Genomic DNA, 22,911 nt, shown 5'->3' with positions numbered 1-22,911 from the left:
GATTGAAGTCACAGTTTGCGATCTTAGAAAGGTTTGTATGCCTTCAAGAAAGCTTTTTCTTTTCATTTGTATCGTTCTTCTTTCGGTTCTTTTTACCGAATCTTGTGTCATTGGGAACAGTCTTAACTTATTACCACAAAGTGGCAAGGCTGATTTCGAAGAGAAACTCATTGCCGGAAAGGATCAAGAAAAAATCGTCATCATCTCCATCGAAGGAATGATTTCTGATGAATCTAAAGAATCCTTTTTTGGTACTTCCACGGAATCGATGGTTGCTCGGATCAAAGAATCCTTAAAATATGCAGAGCGAGATCCCGATGTAAAAGCGGTGATTTTAAAGATCAACTCACCCGGCGGAACGGTAACAGCCAGTGACATTATCTACCAAGAAGTTCTCAAATTTAAGAACAGAAAGTCCATTCCTGTATTTGCTGGATTTATGGATACGGCAGCAAGTGGAGCATACTATATCGCAATGGCAACAGATGCCATTGGTGCTCACCCAACAACTGTTACAGGATCTGTCGGTGTCATTATGTCTGGGATCAATGTAAAAGAAGGTTTGGATAAAATCGGAGTAAAAGATCAATCCTTTACTTCTGGCCCAAACAAAGCTCTTGGTTCTCCTACAACAGAGATGACTCCAGAACAAAGAAAAATCCTTCAATCCATCATTGATAGTTTGTATGGTCGTTTTTTTGAGATCGTTAAAAAAGGAAGACCCAATGTAGGAGAGACTCGCCTCAAAGAAATTTGTGACGGAAGAATCTTCACTGCGGAACAAGCTAAAAAAGAAGGGATGATTGATTTCATTGGCTACTTTGATGACTTTGTTTACCAAATCATGCAACATCCAAAATTCCAAGGGAATCGCGCTGGAAATCCTCGAGTGATCACTTACCAAAGAGGGAAAGGTCGAGTGGAAAATATCTACCAAGCGACAGAAGGTAATAAAAATCCTTTTTCTTTAGGAATTGCTGATAAAATCTTAGGAACAGGGACCAACGCTAAATTTCTTTATCTTTGGGATCTATAATTTTTAAGGCCACCTAATCAATGTTATTTAATTCTATTCCCTATTTACTACTTTTTGCGTTTACATATTTAATTTACTGGAATATTCCACAAAAAGGAAGAAAACCATTACTGGTTATATCTTCCTTAATTTTCTATGCGTATTTTAGTTTTCCGTTTTTGTTCCACTTCCTAACCGTAATTCTTGTCAACTATGGATTTAGCGAATGGATCTTTCGCAAAAAAGATAAAGGGGAAAAATACAGCCATTTACTATTTGCCATCGTAGCATTAAACCTAATCAATTTAGGTTTTTTCAAATATTTTTACTTCATCACCGGTTCTCTATTTTCACTCACTGGTTACCCAGCTTTTAAAGAGATTTCTGGATCATGGAGTATCTTTTTACCATTGGCCATTAGTTTTTACACCTTCCAAATCATTGCGGTGCAAGTAGACATCCATAGAGGAATCATTGAAAAAAGAATGTCCACCGTGGATTATTTTTTATTCATACTTTTTTTCCCACAATTGATTGCGGGTCCCATCATGCGCTCCCAAGATTTCCTTCCGCAACTAGACCATCCCACAATCGATGCAGACCGAATGAAAAAAGGTCTATTTTTGATTATCGGTGGTCTTTTTAAGAAAGTGATCATTGCAGAAAACATCGCACCCATCATTTCCCCGATCTTTATGGATCCTGCAAAATTTGATAGTTTTTCCATATTTTTCAGCGTTCTTGCCTTCGCCATACAAGTGTATTGCGACTTTTCTGGATACACTGATATGGCACGTGGATCAGCCAATTTACTTGGGTATGAAATTCCCGAAAACTTCCAGGGACCATTTTTTTCCCAATCATTTCGGGAACTGTGGTCTAGGTGGCATATCACACTTTCTTCTTGGTTACGCGACTATATCTATATCCCTCTCGGGGGTAGTAAGGGCAGTATCTTTCGTTCCAATGTGAACTCTTTCATTACTATGTGCCTTGGGGGACTTTGGCACGGAGCCAACTGGGCCTTTGTGTTTTGGGGAGCTTATTTAGGTGCTCTGATATGGGTGGAAAGGTCTCTCTACTTAGGTCGCGGGAAAAAGAAATTCCTTCCTGACACGATTCCCTTTGTGGGAATCATACGAACCATAGTGATCTTTATCGTATTTACCTTTTCTGGTGTTTTTTTCCGAGCAGCAGCGAGAGGTGAAGAATCGATGAGTGTGGCTTTTGAGATCTTTAAAGGTGTTTTAACATTCCGTAATACCGGTGAAACATTAAGCCGGGTTGATGAACTTCCCACCTTCATTGCACTCGGACTCATGTTCAACTGGTTCCAATATTCGAACTTTGTATACGAAAAGCTAAAACCTTACCAAAATATCCTCCTTCCCTTTCTATCAGTAGTGATTTTATTATTACTTGGAATCTTTGGCGACGGTGGACAAGATTTTATCTACTTCCAATTCTAAATTGTCTCTCCTTAAAAGTAGAGACAAAGGGAAAGGGCCGGAAAGAATCTATATCATTCTTTCCGCAATTGTACTCTTAAATCTGCAATGCACTCCCAAGATGGAATGGATCCGTTCCCTTCCTCCTAATACCTTTAGAGATCACAAAATTTTACTTGGAACTTATTCACGACCGGCGGAAAAAAAATCAGCCTTTGGATCCAAACAATTTCAGCTATATTGGAAAGAAGAAATCCATTTACAATCCAACGCCAAATTCACAAAAATCTGGAGCGAATGGAAAGTTTATGAAGATCATTCTGAATTCCATTATAAGGAAGGATTAGGGACTTTTGAAAAGTCAGGGGACTGGGTTTTATTGCAAACCAATTCTATCAATGAATTAGAATGTAAATCTGATGAAAAAAACAAAGCCACCCCGAATAACAAAGATTGGTTGAAATACTTCCCTTGTTCTTCTACCAGATCACCTAACATACGCTCGATAAATCACCGATTATTGTATTATTATGATGGGAATTCTCTGTACCCGTTACAGTATGAATCAGGCTACACGGAAGCTAACTTTGGAATTGCTTGGGAGTCAGACCTTCCCTACACCAAGTCTAAGTTGTTTGAAATTGCTAAATTGAAGTATGGGAAAAAAGAATTCCAACCCCACGTGTACAACCACGTGAAGTTGGATTGATTCGAAGAAGAATCAAAAAAGGGTAACCATCTCTAGAAAGAATCATTACATATTGTTTTATCTAAAAGCCACAACCGCACAAGCACGTGCGTATTCTTTATGTTCTACATTTGCTTTTTGTTCGAATTTAGTAATTCCATGTTGGCGAAACGCTTCACTTGCTTTTTTAGCATGTGTCGAAGCTTCGCAAAAGTTCCCTGCTTTGGAATGCGCAAGGCTTGCTAAGTATTGGATAGAAGCAAAACTTTTGTGTTCGCTCATTCCAATCGCTTCTCTAATTTTGATGGCTCGCGAATAATGCCCAGAAGCCAAATCAAACTCCCCCATCCCCTCTTCTTCGCTGGCAAGTTTTACAAGTTCATTAGAGATTGCGGTCAAAGTTTCTTTATCGTATTGGCTAATGAGGGAATCGAGATCTTCATTCATAAAAGAAGACTCTCCGGCAGAAATGGAAGCGGTAAGTGCCAAAACCAGAATGGGTAGAATTGCTTTTTTCATATTCCCTCCGAACCAACAGTTCACCTACTATAGTGCAACTATCGTGCCAGGACCAAAAGCCTCCCAAATGCAAAAGAAAGGCAAATAGGGAAATCCAAAGAGCGAAAGGCGGCCCAAAATGCTTAATTTTTACGCAGAATGGTGAATTAGAAATAAATTGCCTAAAAAAGGGATAGGACCGTTCGTTTCGAAGGAAAAGAGGAGAAATGTTTTTTTAGAGAGCGGAGTGGATAGGCAGTTTGCAAAAAGGAGGAGAGGGGAATCTGATTTAGAGTTAAGTTAGAAACAGGAATCTCTCCTCCCCTTTTGGTTGGAGAGAAGAAATGCTGTTTGTTAAAACTAATAACTTATTTCAATTCCTCATCTGAGATTTCTAATTCTCTTTGGAGAAAGTCAGTCAAATCCATGGAACGGTAATGGTCACGGTCTCCATCACATTGTCTCCCTCCTGGGACAGACAATGTGCGACCCGCAATGGTAATCGGCTTTAGAAACAAATTTCCTACCAAAGGACAATTCGGTCCTGGTGAAAGTCCATTGAATGCACAAGTAGCTCCCTTCACGACATCAGCAGGAATTTCTTCCGATTTGCCATTCGGATAGAATACTGGATATGGACCTTCGTTGTACCAGCGTGAGTAGATTTTTCCCCAAATCGGTGCGGCCACTCCCGCCGCCGTAACTCCTTTTCCAAGAGACAATGAAGACTTATCAAATCCCATCCAAACAATCGATGTGTATTTCGGGTCAAACCCAGCATACCAAACATTGGTATAGGAAGAAGTGGATCCAGTTTTTCCGCCGGACTCTCCTTTGTAGTTTCCTTTGTCAGCAGCACGAAGTGCTTGGGTCGGAGTTCCACCCATGGCAACACCAATTAACATTTGTTTTATGATATAAGCTGTAGCCTCGGGAATGATTTGAATGGAACCATTTTTTGCTTCTTCGGCAAGAGTTTCCTGGACTTCTTTTTCTTTATTATAAACAACAGTTCCACTTTGATTTAGCACATAACGAACACTAAAAGGAATCACATCCTTTCCTTTGTTTGCAAGAATCGAATAACCAAGTGCCATTTCATAAGGGGTAAGTTCCGCCACACCAAGGGCCAAAGCGGGACCAGTGGGAAAGCGAGCTTTATTCGTTTTGGTTACCTTAGATGCAAAATCAATGACAGCATCGGTTCCCGTTCTCATTAGCACTTGGACAGAAACAATATTTAAAGATAAAGATAGGGCACGAGAAAGAGGAACCATCCCCCTAAAATCACCCGAGATGTCTTGCGGAGAATACCCTTCCCCTTCTTCGGTGATTGTTGTGAGAGGAGCATCCATAATTCCCGTTCCAGATCCCACGGCTCTATTTTGGATGGCTGCTGCGTAAACAAAGGGTTTGAAAGCAGATCCAGTTTGGCGTCTTGCTTGCATGGCTCGGTTGAACTGATTTTTGGGAGAAAACCGAGAACCACCCACCATTGTCTGGATATAACCCGTTTGGTGGTCGATTGTGACAATGGCACCTTCTACGTGTAAGTTCGAAGAAAACACAAGGGAAGATCTTTGGAATTCTTTGACTGCCGAACTTTCGTTTTCCGAAGGAGTGAAGTCAGTCAGAAGTTCCAAAGCTGGTGCCATTTCTTTTTCTAAATGAAGACGAAATACTTGTCTATCATCCAAACTTGTTACGTAAGGAACACCCACAGGAAAAATGGATCCAAATAAATTATATAAAGAAACTAGGCCACGGTCTGCACGACCCACATAACGAAAGTTTGCTCCGAAGGCATATTTATCTTGTTCGATTAGGCCTTTCCTAAGTTCTTCTTCTGCGATCTCTTGTTTTCTAACATCGATGGTTGTATACACACGTAAACCACCCGTATACAACGCTTCTTCCCCAAGTTCCTTCTCTAAAATTTGGCGTACCCATTCCGTAAAATATGGTGCTCGGTTGAGTTTTGCTCCCCAAGTGGAACGAGAAGGAGATTGTGTGATGACAACAGGCCAATACCGATCCCAAAAATCATCATGGATTTTTTGCACTTGGTCTTTCGGGATGAATCCATTTTTTGCCATCAGGCCCAAAACAACCAACTGTGCTTGTTTTGCTTCTTTCGGGTTTTTAAACGGGGAATAGGTAACGGGAGCTTTGGGAAGCCTTGCTAGCATAGCTGCTTCTGCAATACTTAAATCTCTTACATCTTTTTGGAAGTAAACATTGGCTGCTGAAGAAAGCCCTGTGGTCCCGTGACCTAAATAAATTAAGTTAAAATAAATTTCTAAAATTTCTTCTTTGGTATACTCTTGTTCAATTTGTAAGGTCAGGAGTGCCTCTAAAAACTTACGACCAAAAGTTTTTTTCCTTTGTTGTAAGATGGTTTTTGCTAACTGCTGGGTGAGAGTGGACCCACCTTGGACAATCCGTCCAGCGAACACGTTTTTAATCGCGGCCCGAACAATGGCTAAAAAATCGATACCAAAATGGTTAAAAAAGTTATCATCTTCCACAGAAAGGAAGGCATGGATGACATGAGGAGGAATGTCGCTGTATTTTAAAAGTTCTTGTTTATGGCGATAGAGCTCTGCAAATAAAACCCCATTCGAATCATAAAGTTTTGTAGGAGTTGTGGGTTGGTATGAAGCCAACTTTTGTAACTCTTTTCCTTTATTTACCTCAGAGAGGATGTATCCAAAAAAGAATCCCCCAAAGAGAGCAATGCTAAAGAAAGTAGTAATAGTGATTCGAAGTGTTTTTTCTTTGTTCATAGTATTATAGGTGGAATCGCAATCCTTCCCTTGCTAAATGAATTTTTAGTTTCTTTTCGCCTAACTGCTCTTTGTGGAGTTTGGCATCATTATAAATTTCGTAAATTTTTTCATCGGAATAACTTGGTTCGTGATGAGTGAGAACTAAGTTCTTCACTTTCCATGAAGTGGCGCAGTTCACAGACATAGTATACGCCGTATGTCCCCAATCAAACTTGGAAAAAGATTCATCTAACGTGTATTGGGTGTCGAGTATGAGTAAATCCGCCTCAGCAAAGAAAGGATGGCATTCATGGATTAGGTCCATGTCCCCTCCTGTAAACTCAGCATCTGTGGCAAAAATAAAAATTTTTCCGGCCCTGTTTGTAAATTTGTAAGCAAAAGACCCGCCCGGATGTTTTAGTGGGTAACACTCTACCTTCAATCCAGAGGCAAATTCCAACACATCTCCAGGAAAAAAAAGTTTAAAGTCCTTCCCCGATCCCGTTCCATCCAAAGGAACCGGAAAGTATTCTGGTTCTTGTTGTTTTTGGAGCCTAGATTCTAAATCCGAATAAGGAGAATAAAAATTAAGGTAGAAGTCGGGAAAATAAATGGGTTTAAAAAAAGGAAGGCCTTGGATATGGTCCCAGTGGGTGTGAGTGATAAAGAAAGAAACTGTCCTTTTTAACTTAGTAGAGAGATATTCCGAGACAAGTTCGTCCCCTAAATTCCTGAGGCCCGTTCCCATGTCCAAAATATAGACTTCGCCTTCGTCGTCTGTGACGGAAACGCAAGTTGTGTCTGATCCTGTGACAAATTTTAGATGGTATGGGAGGTCTTGCCAAAATTCTTCTGCCGAAATCTGAACCCCTCTTTGCCTGTAGAGGTCCAGAATATCGATAATTTTTTTGCGGTAGTCTTGGTTTCGGAGGGGACTCGCTATGGAGCCGCGGACTCCGTAGAGTTGCACAATCACTTCCTCGATGCTAGGAAATCGACTTTCCTTGTCACTCAAGATTTGCGACCTTGAATTTATGGCCTCTCGTTACCCAGGATATGAACTCCGATTTGGACCCCCCATGGTTCCCGTTGTACGCACTCTTATGATTATCAATGCAATTCTCTTTCTTTTGCAGATGGCAACAAAACTGGCTTTTCATTCCCCCCTGATGGAACTCTATTTCGGCCTCACCCCGGAACTAGTTTTCCATGGTTGGGTTTGGCAACTCCTCAGTTACGCTTTTCTTCATGGAAGTTTCCTCCATATTCTTTTTAATATGCTGAGCCTTTGGATGTTTGGTTCAGAACTGGCAGAAATTTGGGGAGAACGTGCTTTTTTAAAATTCTATCTTTTTACAGCATTTCTTGGTGGGGTATGTACCATTGCTGCCCATTTTTTTGGCATTCCGCAAGGCTTAGTGGTTGGTGCCAGTGCCAGTATCTATGGACTTCTCGTTGCTTATGCGATGACTTGGCCCAACCGCGAACTTTTAGTTTTCCTCATCTTTCCTATGCGAGCCAAATACTTTGTGATGATTGTGATGCTTATGGTTCTTTTTGCCCAAGGGGAAAAAGTGGCCCATTTTGCCCACTTGGGGGGAGCCATTGGTGGTTTCTTTTTCATGAAAGTCTATACTGGTTGGAAAAACACAAAGGCTTCGGTTCCCACATGGTCCTTATCACGGTATTTACAAAAACGTAGGTTTAAACGTTACCAAGAGGAAATGGCCAAAAGAGAAAATGCAAAAACGAAAGTGGATGAACTTTTGGAAAAAATTTCCAAAAATGGAATGGAGTCCCTTTCCCGCAGTGAACGAAAATTCCTAAACGAAGCTTCGCAAAAATACTTCAACGAGTGAATTCCAAAGTATTTTATTTTCCACAAATTCCTCCGAGATCACCTTACTATAATTTGGCGATTGAAGAAACATTGTCTCTTCAGTTAGTTTCGCAAAATCTCACTGCTGGAGTTAGGCTTTGGAAAAATCCTGATTCCATCATTTTAGGCCTTTCAGAAAACCCTTTTCGCAATATCAAAGAAGAAGTCGTAAATAGATACGAAACAGAAGCCCGCACCAAAGGATTCCAAAAAAAGCCAAAACCTAATTTTTGTTATATTGCAAGACGGGCATCCGGGGGAGGGACAGTATTCCATTCTCTTACAGGCAATATAAACTACTCTATCTATGTAAATTTAAACGAAAGAAAAGAACTCTTTCCTGTCAAAGATTCCTATGATATTTTACTCGGCATTGTAGCCAAATCCTTAGAAAAACAAAACATCCATTGTTCTCCCAAAGGTAAGTCCGATTTGGTTTTAGAAAAAAATGGAATTTTTAAAAAAATTTCCGGCAATGCACAGTTTCGAAAACGCAACTGTATTGTGCAACACGGTACTTTAATCTTGGAAGAAACTTTAATTGATCGAGTGGCAGAAGTCCTCCACCATCCGCCAGAAGAACCTGACTACCGCAAAGAAAGAACCCATAGAGACTTTCTCACTTCCCTGCCTGATTTTTTCTCCGAAGATCTTTGGGCAAAAGATCTGGTTTCTGAAGTTTTTTCCTATTTAGGTGAAAAGGTCCCCGAAGATTTTTCAAAAATTTCCTTCTTTGGCCCAGACTTTTCTACTTTTCGGAAACTCGTCCTCCAGGAATCTGAATCTATTCGTAAGAAGAAATACCAAAATCCAGACTATACACTCCACAGAGAAATTCCCACATGAGTTATTTAGAAAAACAAGATCCTGAAGTTTACGCTGCATTAAAAAAAGAAGACGAACGCCAAGAACATTCCCTCGAAATGATTGCGAGTGAGAACTTTGTTTCGCGCCCGGTGTTGGAAGCCTACCATTCCACTCTCACCAATAAATATGCCGAAGGGTACCCTGGAAAACGTTACTATAATGGTTGCGAAAATGCAGACAAAGTAGAAGAACTCGCCATCGAACGTGCCAAAAAAATGTTTGGGGCTGAATACGCAAACGTTCAACCGCATAGCGGGGCTCAGGCGAATATGGCGGTTTTTCTTGCGACTCTCGAACCAGGAGATAGTTTTCTTGGAATGAATTTGGCGCATGGGGGCCACCTAACCCATGGTAGCGCGGTTAATATCAGCGGAAAATATTTCAAACCCATCCCTTATGGGGTAGATGAAAAAACAGAAACTATCAATTACGATGAAGTGGCAAAACTTGCCAAAGAACACAAACCAAAACTCATTGTAGTCGGTGCTTCCGCTTATCCGAGAACCATTGATTTTAATAAATTCAGAGAGATTGCGAATGGAATAGGTGCCAAAATAATGGCCGACATTGCACATATCTCTGGTTTGGTGGTTGCGGGCGAACACCCAACTCCGATTGGTGTTTGTGATTTTGTTACGACAACGACTCACAAAACATTACGTGGGCCAAGAGGAGGACTCATCCTTTCCTCTTCTGAACACGAAAAGATTTTGAATTCTCGAGTATTCCCTGGAATCCAAGGTGGCCCACTCATGCATGTGATTGCTGCAAAAGCAGTAGCATTCGGTGAAGCCCTAAGACCTGATTTCAAAACTTATATCCAACAAGTGGTGAAAAATGCAAAAGTTCTTTCGGAAGTATTCCAAAAACGTGGATTCCGAGTGGTATCTGGTGGAACGGACAACCATATCGTTCTTTTAGATGTGTCTGTCAAAGGACTCACAGGAAAAGATGCAGCGGATGGACTCGATCATATTGGAGTGACCGTAAATAAAAACGCGATTCCTTTTGATAAAAATCCACCGGCGGTAGCATCAGGAATTCGATTGGGAACACCGGCTCTTACCACACGTGGATTAAAAGAAAAAGAAATCGAAGCGGTTGGAAATTTAATCTGCGATTACCTGGATCATTTTGGTGATGCCACTTGGGAATCCAAAGTGAAACAAGCGGTGAAAGAAATCACTTCCGCTTTCCCGATGAAACAATTCCGATTGGAAGACTAAGTTTCGTTAAACTCCAAAACCTCTCTCCGTTCCGTAAATTCATTCGAAAGCGGATCGGAGAAAGTGCGCTCCACTACCTCCACCGATTCTTTTCCATAAAATACCAAAGTCGAGGCTCGGGTTCCGTAACCAGGAACACGAATTCGGATCGAAGACAAATACCTTTCTTTCTCCATACCAAGCCCTGTATCTGGAAGGAGTGAATCCTCTTTCACCAATTCAGAATCAGCCAAAAACCGAAAGAATTCTTTTGATACAGTGGAGATCCAACGGGAATCTTTTGTTATGGCATCAAATGCTTGTTTGACGCTTGATTTCAATTTTTCTGTTTTGGGCCAAGCTGTTTTCCAATTCGCATTACTAACTGCATAAAACCCAGGTTCTAAAATCTCAGACTCTAAAGGATCCCCACCCACAAAACTCGCCACCTCTCCATCAAAGACAAATAAATTAAAACCTTCATAGTCCTGAGCCGTTCTTAGAACTTCCTCTCGGTATTTGTCTGAATTCAAATCCTTGGATGAATTTAAAAAATCCAAAACAAGACCACCGCGTGATTTCGGTTTTGGATGCGGCGGTTTCTTTAGATTTCGCACATTGGTGAGAAAGGCCAACTTGCCAAGAGAACTCACACCAAGCCATGTTCCCCCAGCTTTTAAGTCCTTACCTCCGATGATCTTGGGACTGACTTCCCATCGGTGGAGAGGTTCCGTGGGTCTTTCAAAAAACTCATCCCTGTTGGATACGACAACAAGAGGAAATTCGGGATGGACCCTGTAGGCGATCACAACTAAGCACATGAGAATTCAAATGCCGGAACGAGATGGCAAAAGAAAGCGAAAAACCTGGGAAATATTTGGATTGAACGCCAAAAACCATATTAAATCATGAATTGCATTACGATATGAAAGCATTGGAAGCCATAAAAGCCGTCTCTATTTTCCAGGAATCCGTTCTGGATTGGCATAAAAAAGAAGCCCCTCATCCAAATCCTTATCCTGAAGGAAGTTTGGAGTCCACCCTCTACCAAAAAAACCACATTGATACCATCCAGTGGCATATTGAAGATGAAATCCGTAGACCAGACATTGCCTTGGAAGATGTCGTGGCCCTCAAACGAAAGATCGACAAACTGAACCAAGACAGAACCGATATGGTGGAAAAACTCGACGACTTTGTGATCGAAATGTTCCGCTCCGTCACAGCAAAACCGAATGCGCGGTTGAATTCTGAATCGCCCGCTTGGTTACTCGATCGTATGAGTATCTTAGAACTCAAAATTTACCATATGGAAGAACAAGTTGCAAGAAAAGACTCTTCCGCTTCCAAAGAACATATCGCTAAATGCCAAGCAAAACTAGATATTCTCCTAGACCAAAGAGAAGATTTGAAAAAATGTTTGGATGAACTTTTTCTCGACTATTCCGAGGGAACAAAACGAGTGAAAGTTTATCGTCAAATGAAGATGTACAACGACCAGAATCTAAATCCGTCTTTGTATAAAAATCAAAAATGACAAACCTTTTAGTACTACGATTTTCGGCGATGGGGGATGTGGCATTAATGACACCCGCTCTCATTGCCATAGCAGCTAAATATTCCAATATTCAGCTGACAGTTGTTACTAGAGGAAACTTCGCACCATTTTTCTACAATATTCCTAATCTCAATGTATTAGGAATGAATCTAAAAAAATACAAAGGAATTTTAGGTCTTTGGCGGATGTATCGTGATATCGCCAAACTTGGTCCATTCGGCCATGTAATTGATTTACATGGCTCTGTTCGTTCTCGTTTCATTGCCTTTTTATTTCGTAGTCAAGGAGTCGCTTACTCCAAAATCATCAAAGGCCGTCGCGAAAAACTAGCACAAACACGACGTTATAATAAAAAACTAAACCAACTCCCGCACACAGTGGAACGTTATTTAAATGTATTTCGCAAAGCAGGCTTTGATGCACCCATTCGCAAAGGCCCCTGGCTCAATGTCGATGGGGAATCTAAAATGTATGCCAAGGACTTTCTTAAATCCGTAGGGATTGATAAAAAAGAAGGCCAATGGTTTGGATTTGCACCTTTTGCAGGACATGCTCTAAAAGAATGGAGTTTTGAAAAATGCAAACGCCTGGTGGAAGTTTTGCTCGATGAATTTCCAGACTGCAACGTATTCCTGTTTGGCGGAAAAGACGAAGCGAAAGAATTAGAAATCCTTCGTAATGATCAAAAACGAGCTCATATTGTGCAAGGTGGGAATTTAGGAATCCGCGGAGAACTTGGGATTATGGATCGCTTAGATGTGATGATTGGAATGGATAGTTCGAACGTTCACATCGCTGCACTACTCAAAAAACCCGTGATTGGAATTTATGGAACGACCCATCCTCTTTCTGGATTTGGCCCCTTTGCACAAGAAGATTCGGGAGTTTTACAGGTGGATTTACCTTGTAGACCTTGTTCCATTTACGGAAATACAAAATGTTGGCGAGGGGACCATGCTTGTATGGAACTCATTGACCCACTAGACGTTGTTCGTCGAATCCGCCTCATCCAAAATGTAAATACACTTTGGTGATGCGCTAATCATCGGAACGTCAGCCATTAGAAAGAAAGGAGAATTATATGTCATTCCGAAGGGAAAAAATTTCATCTGTTTCTTCTAAGACCTATAAATCCAAACCAATCTCGTTTCACTTTTCTATGGTGATCCATTCCCGATTATATAGAACCATCCCCAAAAGAGGTTTTTTTCTATCCCTTACACTTTCTATTTTTCTTTCTCTTTTTTCAGTTCCATCACAAATTCAGGCAGAAGAGTTTTCTTCCGAGTTTCAACCAGTCATTCTTCCTTCTCCTAACAAAGCTGATTACGAAGAACAAATCAAATGCCAAGAGTTGTATTGTAAAAAAATTCCTTACTCAGAGGACGGAAAGTATTTGTCTGAGGTTTGGGAAGAACTGGGAAAAAACGGTGGGAAAGTGGTCATTGATTATTTAGATTCCCCTCTTTCTCTCAATGAATCGCGAATGGATGATATCACAGAATACTTACGCGAAATTGCCAAAAGGGACGGTCATGTCAGCTTAGAACCATTTTATATCGCCACAAGAGGCATTAGCTTTACGGATGTTCCTATCGTTAAAGATCTTTTTGGGCTCAGTTATAATTTATACAAACGAATTCGTTCGGCACTCAAATTCGGTAGGATGGGGAATTACAATGCCAAGGTACTCTACCATCCCACAACCGGAAAAGTGTTACAGGTATTTTTCTTTCATAAAAATTATGGGAATCTCTGTAACACAGTGTATTCCACCTGTGATCGCATTGAATACATTGATGATGATTTGTTTGATAAACAACTTTCCCTAAGGCTAAGTGAGGCAAATGCAAGAGGAATTGAAATTCGTTTCAACCAAACACCTGCCATCCTCCCTCAAATGAAACTGGATATTGGAAATCTTTTGGACACCAACAGGTCGGCAAGACTTTACAAATGGCTGATCATAACTAAAAAAACAGATACCAAAACAGTGACTCGGGAAAGGTTTCTAGGTGTTGAACTTGCGATCAAAGCTTTGGATTATACCTTAAGTGCATACGAAATTGTAGAAGCGATCCAACTTTATTTGCCTGCTCGCACCAAACAGGCAGAGATTGTTTATGAAGATACAGAAGAAGGCCGAATCCTTAAGTCTGTGGTTTTTTATCCAGCTCCTGATAAAGATTAGTTTCTAAATTCGACTTTCGAATCTTTACCATCATCACAAAAACAAGGCAAGCAATTCCAGCAGACGCAGGAAATAATAAAGTTGTTGGATTCCATTCCGCTAAAGCAATGATCGCAAGGAAATTACGAAACAAAAAGATCAGATAAAATCCAATGGGTTCAGAGTTGGGAAGAAGATATCCTTTTCGAAAGGTGGGAATGAATCCCAAAATATCGGCGATAGACAAAACAATCACGGCAGCGAGTGGATGGGAAAAATAAAACCAAAATGGCAAACTCGAAAGCGCTAACCCAAAGAAAAACCAATCCGATTTTGTGATATTTATATCACCACGTTTGCGATAAGCAAAAACGGCCACAAGGATAGTGATGATCCCAGAAACACCGATGGGAATACTTCCGATACCTCCATTGCCAGCCACTTGTGCAAAGAACACGATAAAGGTGGTTGCTCCCCAGATAATCCAAGAAAAGACATGAGGCCGAATGTTTCCTAAACGAATCCCCTGAATGTAAGGAATGTATGCATAAAAAGTTAATAGAATAGCGCAGCCCGAAATTACGGAGCGCAATTCAACACTGACTAAACCTGTCATTGCATAAAATCAAAAAACAAATCAAAGATATTGGATTTTTTAACTTTTCCCTTCATAGCTTCAATGACTTTAGAATATACTTCTTCCATCGCATCGACACATTTTTCCATTTCATGACCTGAAGCGATTTGAATGGAATTTTTGGAAAACTTAGCATACTCTTCTGGGTTACGAATGATTTCTAAGGCACCTTGCGCGATTCCTTTAGAATCAAAAGGTTTCGCAATGTATCCGTTTTCACCATGACGAATGAGTTCAGGCAAAGCAAAAGAATCCACTCCCACAGCTGGAAGTCCGCAGGCAATTGCTTCCAAAACAACAAGGCCCTGTGTCTCCATGGTAGAGGCAGTCAAAAATACATCATACTTCGGATACTCTTCGTGTAACACAGCATTGGGGATAAAGCCTTTAAAACTAACCGCAGTTTGGATTCCCAAATGTTCCGCTTGTCTTTGTAAGGAAGGAATGGCCGGGCCTTCTCCAATGATGACAAGTGTTGCCTTGGGGTAGTGTTCATGGATGGTTTTAAAAGCATTGAGTATCACATCACAATTTTTTTCATACGAGATTCGACCCACATGTAAAAACTTCGGTGCGTCCCCACCAGTATAGGTTTTGGGAGTGCCCTGGAACCGTTTTAAATCCATTCCATTGGAAACTACTGTGATAGGACGAGTGATTCCATATTCGATGAGTTGTTCTTTGATGAGGTGACTTGGTGAGATAACCACATCACAACGGTTATATATATCATTACAAATTTTTAAGATGATTTTTTTACGAATATTGAAGTTATCAAATTTCACAATTTTATCTAACTCATCGATATTCAGTTTTTTCTTAAACTTATTGGCTTTAAAAAATAGTTTATCCAGTTTGAACAACCGATAAAAAGAAACATACATTTCCTGTTCTGCCATTAGTGTATGGTAGGTTCCTATGGTGGGAACCCCAAACCTTTCGGCTGCGTTTACCGCGTAAAGACCCAGAAGCCCCGGGGTATGGATGTGGATGAGGTCGGGTTTGAAGTCTTCAATGATCCGTTTGATTTTCCCCGGAGAAGGCAAAACTACTTTGATATCGGGGTAACTCGGTAGGTATCCCGAGCGAAATCGTACAACTTGGATGTTGTCCGTCATCCGATCAAAATCCCCATCACCGTATTTGGGAGCACAAATACAAAACTCGTGCCCACGCAAAGCCAAAAGTTCAGAAAAATTCTTAATCGAAACAGCGACTCCGTCGGTTTTTGGCAAAAAAGTATCGGAAAAATATAAGACTCGCAACTGTTACCTCTTTACAAATTGGAGAAAAGCATTAGTCTCATCCAAAGTTATGTTTTACCGAATCTATCGCTTCTTTCTTGCCTTGTCCATCATTTCCTGTGCCCTTTCTGTTTCTCTTAGCCAACTTTTCTTACTCCTTTCTTTTGTTTTTTTTCTCCTACTTCCGGAAAAACCAAAACTTTCAAGTCCCTTGGTCAAAATTCTCTTCTTATTTTATCTTTGGCAAATTGTAACTGTTTTGTATCATTTCTCCGCCTCCGGTTTCGATACAACGTCCATTAAACACGCGTTTCGTGATGAAATGAAAGATATTTTTCTTGTGACTGCTTTTATCTCAGTCCAAGGGATCAAACCAGAAGACAGAAAATATCTGTATAAAACTTTTTTTATTTTTGCTCTTGTGATCGTAACCACAGGTTTTATCTCCATTTTTTCCATGACAAGACTCTCTCGTTTGATTTCCGATCTTTATAAAACTTCTGCCTCCTGGCCTTACCAACACCATTATGGCAAAATCTCCAATCTCAACATTTATCTTCCCATAGGACTTATGAATACCCACTTGACCTTTGGTGGGTTACTTGCCTTTATCTTTCCTGGGTTTGTCTTTCGGTTGTATGATTCTTGGTATAAAAAAGATTCTTTTTCCAAAATCTCCATGAATGCCATATTACTTTTGTTAGTATCCGTAGTGTTTTTGTTCAACAACGCCAGGTCTTCGCTTCTTGGAGCTTTGGTAAGCACAATCTTTGGTATTTATATCCTCATATTTATCGACAAAGACATTTCCAAAAAAATGCTCAAACGAATCGGGATCTTTAGCCTTCTTTTTTTTGTCTTAGTTTTTACTGGTTACAAAACAACATCCGCTGTCAAACGGGTAGTTGATCCCTTGTTTGGTGGAGAAAAACATACAGATTCAGGTAGGACTTTTATTTGGGATTCCACCTTCCCTCTTATCGAAAAAAATCCTATCTTTGGGATTGGATCTGGGAACTACCAAAAAGAAATCGAGACCTCAAGAAAAGAAAGGGAAAAAGAAAACAAAGAGCTTAGTTTTTTTTACGAAGTGACTCAACGTGGTCATGCCCACAATGACTACTTCCATTTAACAGCCGTATTTGGTGGACCACAAGGAATTCTCTATCTTCTGTTATTTGGGACCATCCTTTATACACTTTTAAACGGAAACATTCCCAAAAACATTCGATTTATGACTTATGGATTGGTTGGGTTTTTCTTTTCCGGACTTTTGCAATGTTATTTTCAAGATGATGAAGTTTTGATTGTGTTTTACTTTTTACTTGGGTATCTCAATCTCTACGCCGAATCAGAAAAAAAGACAACCGAACTGAAGAAAGAAGGATAAATCAATGGCACAAAAAAAACTCTCCCCACAAGGCGAATGGTTTGTAGATGTTAGCGGAAGAAAAGTAATCCTACGCGGAATCAACTTAGGGGGCGATACCAAAGTTCCTTACCCGAATGGGGGAACCCAATTCCCTACCGATTTTTCAGACCATAAAGAAGTCAGTTTTATCGGCAGACCCTTCCCCCTTTCCGAAGCAGATACCCATTTCACAAGGCTCAAACAATGGGGGTTTAACGTATTACGTTTATTAACCACTTGGGAGGCTGTCGAACACAAAGGCCCCAATGACTACGACGAAGCCTATTTGGATTATTTTACAGAAATCGTTCGATTGGCTGGAGAATACGGATTTTATGTTTTTGTTGATTTCCACCAAGACGTTTGGTCACGGATGACTGGTGGTGACGGAGCCCCCGGTTGGATTTTTGAAAAACTAGGAATCGATTATCGCAAACTTTCGGAAGCTGATGCAGCCATAGTCATGCAAAGGACTTACGACTACACAAGACCAGGCATTCGTCAGGAAGAAAACTATCCACTTATGTGCTGGTCACAAAACTATCGTTATGCCGGAAATGCTATCCTTTGGACTTTGTTTTTTGGAGGAAAGGATTTTGCTCCGAACTTTCTTATTGATGGAAAAAATGTTCAAGATTATTTACAAGGCCACTACCTAGGTTGTATGAAACAAATTGCGGAAAGAGTGAAAGACTTTGATTTTGTTTTGGGTTTTGATTCTCTCAATGAACCAGGCAAAGGCTTTATCGGTCGAGCCATGAACGATCGTGGGCTCACAAATACTGACGAAGATCCCGCCAAACCAGGGCTTGGTTGGTCTCCGATCGATGCCTTATTTTCATCTCATGGACATGCGGTTGATTTACCCTACCTCACTCTCAAAGTATGGAAGGGAGGATTTGTTCCTACAAAAACCGTTACCGTCAACAAAAACAAAGTATCCATTTGGTTAGCTGAATCTCCAGGTGATCCGTTTCAACTAGAAGGAGCTTATACCATCACAAAAGACGGAACCCCCTTTATAGAGCGAAATGATTTTTTTCAAAACGTAAAAGGAAAAACCATAGACTTTGATGCGGATTACCTGATCCCTTTTATGCGAACCGTAGGCGAAACCATCCAAAACATTCGAAAGGATTGGATGGTTTTTATTGAAAGGGAAGCCTCTGATGCATTCACCCACCCTCACTTAAATGGAGAGGCGCCAAAGCTGGCAGTGAATGCTGCCCATTGGTATGATATCCTAACCCTCCTATTCAAAACCTTTCTCTATCCAATTGCTATAGACACTCTCACCAAACGGCCCGTATTTGGTAAGTCTGGAATCGAAGCCATGTATGTGCGTCAACTCACACGTATTAAAAACACTGCCGACTCCGTTCCAGGAAAAATTCCAAGCCTTATCGGTGAGTTTGGAATTCCCTTTGACCTACAAGGGGGAAAAGCATACAAAGAATGGAAAAAAGGAAACCGCTCTCCAAAAATTTGGAAACGGCATGTGATGGCCCTCGATGCGATGTACAATGCGATGGACCACTTATTCCTTTCCAACACTCTCTGGAACTACACTGCTTCGAACGAAAATGATTTAATGGTGGGAGATGGTTGGAACCAAGAAGACCTCAGCATTTTTTCCAAAGACCAAATCATTCCAGGTTCCGATCCCGATGTGTATGGAGGGGGGGGGCGTGCCATCGAAGGGTTTTGCCGGCCTTATGCTGCTTTTACCCAAGGAACTCCTATCAAAATGAAATACAACCTGGATAGCCGTGAATTCCATTTTGAATGGTTGTCCGATCTTGCCATTACAGAGCCTTGCATCATCAAAGTCCCGCGGTTTGTATATCCGAATGGCGTACAAATTGTACTCTCCAATGCAGAAAAAATTTCGGAAAAGGAAGGGGAACTTGCAGTCAAAGGGAATGGGGGGAAAGCGAGCCTCATCCTAAAACCATTATGATTGATTTAGAATCCTTACTGCAGAAATACCCCTGGGAAGATCGCTGGAAAACACTCGCAACTCCCATGGATTCTTTATGGGAGTTTGACTTACCTGTGACTCGGGAAGAAATTTGGCCCCACTTGATCGATACCTCCGCCCTCAACCATAGGATTGGTATGCCCAGATTCGACTATCAGGAACAAAACGGAAAACTGATAGGAAAAACCAGACAAGCTGGTTTTCAATTAGAATGGGAAGAAGTTCCTTGGGAGTGGGAATATCTCAAAGAAATTGGGAACGCACGCATTTACAAAAAAGGATTTGGTCACTACGTCCGCAGCAGGATCATCTTAGAAACATTAGGTGAATCAAGAAGCAAAGTATACATATATTTTGGATGGATTCCTAGAAATTTTTTTATGCGTAAACTTTTGCAGTATGCAATGCCCAAATTAGAGATTTCCTTTCGCAAAGCCCTAAATGATATAGCTGAAGAAATCAAACACAAAAAACCAAAACCAACCTTGGTTCCTGGAAAAGAATTTTCTTTTGTACCAGAAGCCCAATGGATCCATCCAGAAAAGTTAGATAAAGAAACCCAAAACTTAATAAACAAAGGTATTTCTAAAGATGCGGTTGATTCGGTTTTCCAATGGATCAAAACTGCATCCGATAATGAACTCGACAGAATCCGCATAAAAGAAGTTAGCCGAAAATTAAACCTAGATCCCGATGAAGTTTTATTTTTATTTTTGCAAGGTTGTCGTTTGGGGATCTTTACACTCAGCTGGGACATTGTTTGCCCCCATTGCCGTGGCGTTCGAACAAGTCTCACCCGCCTAAGTGATTTACCATCCAAAGACGAATGTGAGGTTTGCGAAATTGATTTTGATACCACCGGTGTGAACTCCATCGAAGTTACCTTTCACCTCCACCCAAGTATCCGAATCATAGAAAAACAATTTTATTGTGCAGCAGAACCTGCCACCAAACAGCACATCCTACTTACAAAAACCATCCCCGCTAGAAAATCCTTTTCTGCCAGCTTACTGGTTGGATCTGGAGTTTTCCGCCTACGAAAAAAAGGTGATAAAAAATACCGTCTAGTAGATATTAAACCAATTTACCCACAAACAGATATTTTGTGGCTTCCAGAAACCAAAGAAGAAGAAATCAAGGTATCCCCAAAACCAAACTTAGTTTTTGAAAACGAATCCGATACCGATGTTACCATCATCCTAGAAGAAAGAAGCGAAGACCAAACAAGCCTTAGGCCCTCTGAGATTTTTAACTACCAAGAATTTCGGGATCTTTTTTCCGAAGAAGCCATTGCCACCAATTTACAACTAGACATCGGGATCAAAACCATCCTATTCACGGACATAGTTGGTTCCACAAAATTCTATGAAACCGAAGGAGATCACGGTGCCTTTTTGCAAGTGCGAGAACACTTTATCAAAACCAACCAAATCATCCAAAACTTTCGAGGTGTCGTGGTGAAAACCATAGGTGATGCGGTGATGGCTAGTTTTTCAAGTCCCTTGCACGCATTAAAAGCTGCTAAGGAAATGCAGGAATGGTTTCACCCCGAAAACCAACATACACCTGTTAGAATTAGAATCTCCATCCATACAGGCAACTGCCTTGCCGTAAACCTGAACAGTAACATTGATTACTTTGGAAACACAGTCAACTATACCGCAAAAATTCAATCTGTAACCAACTCCGGAGAAGTTTCCTTTAGCGAAACTATCTTCCGTGACCGCGACGTCCGCGAATACCTACGCTCCGAATCCATCAAACTCCACAAAACCGAATTTCCCCTCCCTTGGGCCGACCGAACCGATTTTGTTTATGTTTGGAAGGTATGAAGTTCTCTATTTCCCACTCCTGCCAGCGGAACATCCTGTCCCGACTGGCGAGCTACGGCCATCCCTGACTTCGCAATCGAGGGAAACAGGATAAGATGTGACAAGGTTAGGGATCATTTGGTATAGCGACTTGGGCGCCTCGCAAAGGTTTGGTGGAGGGAAATCCAAAGAGGAAGCGACCGCGCTTTACGCTTCAATCTTTCCCTACGGGAAAGGATTTCCGCTCCAATCCTATATGTGAGAAGATTCTACAAAAATAAACCTGTTAAAAAACAGAACGTAGGATAGAACAATGATGGCCAGGACTCCAGGAAGAATTCTGCAGATCTGTCCCGACGAGGACTTGCTAGGGCTTTGATTCTCCTGGAGTTCTTGACCCTGCCATCACCATTCATAGTAAGTTAGTCTTATGACGAAGACTACATAATAGGGTTCATGGGATGACAGGGTTTGGCAACTTTTTTTCAGGAGAAAATTGTATGGAAACCATATACATCGGAATCGACTGGAGTAGAGATTTTGTAGATCTAGTCATCATCAACGGAGATGGAAATCTGTTACTTGGAGATAAAATTTTAATCACCAAAGATGGATTCAAAAAGTTAGATTCAATTATAGATCGGTTTCAGAATCAGTTTCGAATCGTTGCAGGTATAGAAAGCTGTGAGCATATTCTTGCTGGATATCTACGTAAAAAACAAATTCCTCTTCACGAAGTGAATCCTCGTAAGTTACATAGATTCAAAGAAATCTATTCGTTAACGGGACAAAAGGATGATCGTTATGATGCCAAAATGATTGCACTCTATGTTCTAAAAAACATCAACACCTGTCAGAATAAAAAAATTAGAAATGAAGAATCTTCCAGGTTGATGAAGCTAAACAGCAACCTAGATATTCTAAAGAAAGATCGTGCACGGTTAGTGAATCGTTTAAAAAACAATCTACAATCATATTTCCCTTATTTTTCAAGGTGTTTTAGAGATATTACAAAACCAGTATTAAGTGCACTCAAGATCATCCAATCACCTGAGAAATTAGAGACTTTAACCCTGGAGGATTTTTTAAAGGAAACTAATGACATCCAATGGAGCGATAAAAGAAAAACTTCTCTGTTTGAAAAACTATGTAAAGAATCTCCGGATTATATTTCTCCCATACAAAATGAATGCATTCAATACACTGAATCGTTGATTAACCAAATCAATTTACTCGATACCCAAATAAAAAAAACAAAAAGTACGATCGATAAAAATTTTAAGAACTATGAAGGAAGCGATATCCTGAGTTCCATTCCAGCTGTTGGGACTACAATTGGAGGGGTCTTATTATCCGAGTTATCGAATGATACATTGGAATTTACTGACTATCGGGCATTTCAATCGTATGCAGGAACATCACCTGTCACAAAACAAAGCGGAAAAACTATGAGGAAAGTCACCATGCGGTATGCATGTAATAAAAATTTACGCCATGCTTTGTATTGGTTGGCATTCAATTCAATTACCAGAGTCGATTGGGCCCGTCAATTTTATGACAAGCAGAGATCAAAAGGCAAAAAGAATTCCATAGCACTTCGCTCTCTATCTAACAAGTGGGCAAAAATAATCTATTCTATGTGGAAACACCAAACCCCTTATTCACCAGATTTTTTTGAGACCACCCAAAAGAAGAAAAATCTCTTGACTGGTTTTGCATAGTAAGCCCTGG

Annotated in this window: 19 protein-coding genes; 13 read left to right on the top strand and 6 right to left on the bottom strand. The window is 40.6% G+C overall.

The window, feature by feature from the left end:
- The first annotated feature begins 37 nt into the window (after window positions 1-37).
- The 3 genes from sppA (at window position 38) to JWG40_RS12910 (ending at window position 3,172) form a co-directional block, all read left to right on the top strand.
- Complete coding sequence (gene sppA / locus JWG40_RS12920) at window positions 38-1,036, top strand: signal peptide peptidase SppA (protein ID WP_205286204.1); 999 nt, start codon at window positions 38-40, stop codon at window positions 1,034-1,036.
- 20 nt (window positions 1,037-1,056) lie between these two features.
- Window positions 1,057-2,484 (top strand): MBOAT family O-acyltransferase, encoded by a 1,428-nt coding sequence (locus JWG40_RS12915; protein ID WP_205286203.1) that lies wholly within the window; start codon window positions 1,057-1,059, stop codon window positions 2,482-2,484.
- Between the two features lie 100 nt (window positions 2,485-2,584).
- A complete protein-coding gene (locus tag JWG40_RS12910; RefSeq protein ID WP_205286264.1) occupies window positions 2,585-3,172 on the top strand; it encodes a hypothetical protein in 588 nt (195 codons plus the stop codon).
- A gap of 57 nt (window positions 3,173-3,229) precedes the next feature.
- Here JWG40_RS12910 and JWG40_RS12905 read toward each other — a convergent pair whose 3' ends face one another.
- From JWG40_RS12905 to JWG40_RS12895, 3 genes are all read right to left on the bottom strand, one after another.
- Window positions 3,230-3,670 carry a tetratricopeptide repeat protein gene (locus JWG40_RS12905; RefSeq protein ID WP_002973055.1) on the bottom strand — a complete coding sequence of 147 codons (441 nt, stop codon included), beginning with the start codon at window positions 3,668-3,670 and terminating at the stop codon, window positions 3,230-3,232.
- Between the two features lie 347 nt (window positions 3,671-4,017).
- A complete protein-coding gene (locus tag JWG40_RS12900) occupies window positions 4,018-6,435 on the bottom strand; it encodes a penicillin-binding protein 1A (protein WP_205286202.1) in 2,418 nt (805 codons plus the stop codon).
- A 4-nt stretch (window positions 6,436-6,439) separates the two neighbouring features.
- Window positions 6,440-7,393, bottom strand: a complete 954-nt coding sequence (locus JWG40_RS12895; RefSeq protein ID WP_205286263.1) for an MBL fold metallo-hydrolase — start codon at window positions 7,391-7,393, stop codon at window positions 6,440-6,442.
- 58 nt (window positions 7,394-7,451) lie between these two features.
- On the opposite strand from JWG40_RS12895, the gene JWG40_RS12890 reads away from it, so the two are divergent.
- The 3 genes from JWG40_RS12890 to glyA are packed head-to-tail and all read left to right on the top strand — an operon-like array spanning window position 7,452 to window position 10,389.
- Window positions 7,452-8,276 (top strand): rhomboid family intramembrane serine protease, encoded by an 825-nt coding sequence (locus JWG40_RS12890; protein ID WP_205286262.1) that lies wholly within the window; start codon window positions 7,452-7,454, stop codon window positions 8,274-8,276.
- A complete protein-coding gene (locus tag JWG40_RS12885) occupies window positions 8,273-9,142 on the top strand; it encodes a lipoate--protein ligase family protein (protein ID WP_205286201.1) in 870 nt (289 codons plus the stop codon). Before JWG40_RS12890 ends, JWG40_RS12885 begins: the two co-directional genes overlap by 4 nt.
- Window positions 9,139-10,389 carry a serine hydroxymethyltransferase gene (glyA, locus tag JWG40_RS12880; protein ID WP_205286200.1) on the top strand — a complete coding sequence of 417 codons (1,251 nt, stop codon included), beginning with the start codon at window positions 9,139-9,141 and terminating at the stop codon, window positions 10,387-10,389. The genes JWG40_RS12885 and glyA overlap by 4 nt, the downstream gene beginning before the upstream one ends.
- On the opposite strand, the gene JWG40_RS12875 is transcribed toward glyA, so the two are convergent.
- Complete coding sequence (locus JWG40_RS12875; RefSeq protein WP_205286199.1) at window positions 10,386-11,189, bottom strand: NRDE family protein; 804 nt, start codon at window positions 11,187-11,189, stop codon at window positions 10,386-10,388. The genes glyA and JWG40_RS12875 overlap by 4 nt on opposite strands.
- A gap of 104 nt (window positions 11,190-11,293) precedes the next feature.
- On the opposite strand from JWG40_RS12875, the gene JWG40_RS12870 reads away from it, so the two are divergent.
- From JWG40_RS12870 to JWG40_RS12860, 3 genes are read left to right on the top strand one after another with little or no spacing between them, the layout of a single operon-like run.
- On the top strand, window positions 11,294-11,905 hold the full coding sequence (locus JWG40_RS12870; RefSeq protein WP_205286198.1) for a DUF4254 domain-containing protein: 612 nt from the start codon (window positions 11,294-11,296) through the stop codon (window positions 11,903-11,905).
- Window positions 11,902-12,960, top strand: coding sequence for a glycosyltransferase family 9 protein (locus JWG40_RS12865; protein ID WP_332470722.1), 1,059 nt, complete (start codon window positions 11,902-11,904; stop codon window positions 12,958-12,960). Before JWG40_RS12870 ends, JWG40_RS12865 begins: the two co-directional genes overlap by 4 nt.
- A 47-nt stretch (window positions 12,961-13,007) precedes the next feature.
- A complete protein-coding gene (locus JWG40_RS12860; RefSeq protein ID WP_205286197.1) occupies window positions 13,008-14,117 on the top strand; it encodes a hypothetical protein in 1,110 nt (369 codons plus the stop codon).
- Here the strand turns inward: JWG40_RS12860 and JWG40_RS12855 are convergent.
- A complete protein-coding gene (locus JWG40_RS12855; RefSeq protein ID WP_205286196.1) occupies window positions 14,077-14,712 on the bottom strand; it encodes a hypothetical protein in 636 nt (211 codons plus the stop codon). The genes JWG40_RS12860 and JWG40_RS12855 overlap by 41 nt on opposite strands.
- Window positions 14,709-15,998: a glycosyltransferase gene (locus JWG40_RS12850; RefSeq protein ID WP_205286195.1), complete on the bottom strand. Its 1,290-nt coding sequence runs from the start codon at window positions 15,996-15,998 to the stop codon at window positions 14,709-14,711. The genes JWG40_RS12855 and JWG40_RS12850 overlap by 4 nt, the downstream gene beginning before the upstream one ends.
- A 49-nt stretch (window positions 15,999-16,047) precedes the next feature.
- Between JWG40_RS12850 and JWG40_RS12845 the strand changes: the two genes are divergently transcribed.
- The 4 genes from JWG40_RS12845 to JWG40_RS12830 all read left to right on the top strand — a co-directional run bounded on the left by JWG40_RS12845 (window position 16,048) and on the right by JWG40_RS12830 (window position 22,901).
- On the top strand, window positions 16,048-17,367 hold the full coding sequence (locus JWG40_RS12845; RefSeq protein WP_205286194.1) for an O-antigen ligase family protein: 1,320 nt from the start codon (window positions 16,048-16,050) through the stop codon (window positions 17,365-17,367).
- Between the two features lie 4 nt (window positions 17,368-17,371).
- Entirely contained in the window at window positions 17,372-19,348 is a 1,977-nt protein-coding gene (locus JWG40_RS12840) for a glycoside hydrolase family 5 protein (RefSeq protein ID WP_205286193.1), read from the top strand.
- Window positions 19,345-21,201, top strand: coding sequence for an adenylate/guanylate cyclase domain-containing protein (locus JWG40_RS12835; protein ID WP_205286192.1), 1,857 nt, complete (start codon window positions 19,345-19,347; stop codon window positions 21,199-21,201). The genes JWG40_RS12840 and JWG40_RS12835 overlap by 4 nt, the downstream gene beginning before the upstream one ends.
- 479 nt (window positions 21,202-21,680) lie before the next feature.
- On the top strand, window positions 21,681-22,901 hold the full coding sequence (locus JWG40_RS12830) for an IS110 family RNA-guided transposase (RefSeq protein ID WP_205286191.1): 1,221 nt from the start codon (window positions 21,681-21,683) through the stop codon (window positions 22,899-22,901).
- The last annotated feature ends 10 nt before the right edge of the window (window positions 22,902-22,911 follow it).

It is taken from the genome of Leptospira abararensis, from assembly GCF_016918735.1.
GTDB classification, from domain to species: Bacteria; Spirochaetota; Leptospiria; order Leptospirales; family Leptospiraceae; genus Leptospira_A; species Leptospira_A abararensis.
The sequence above is the reverse complement of the archived record's forward strand: the minus strand, read 5'-3'. Positions and strand labels throughout refer to the sequence as shown.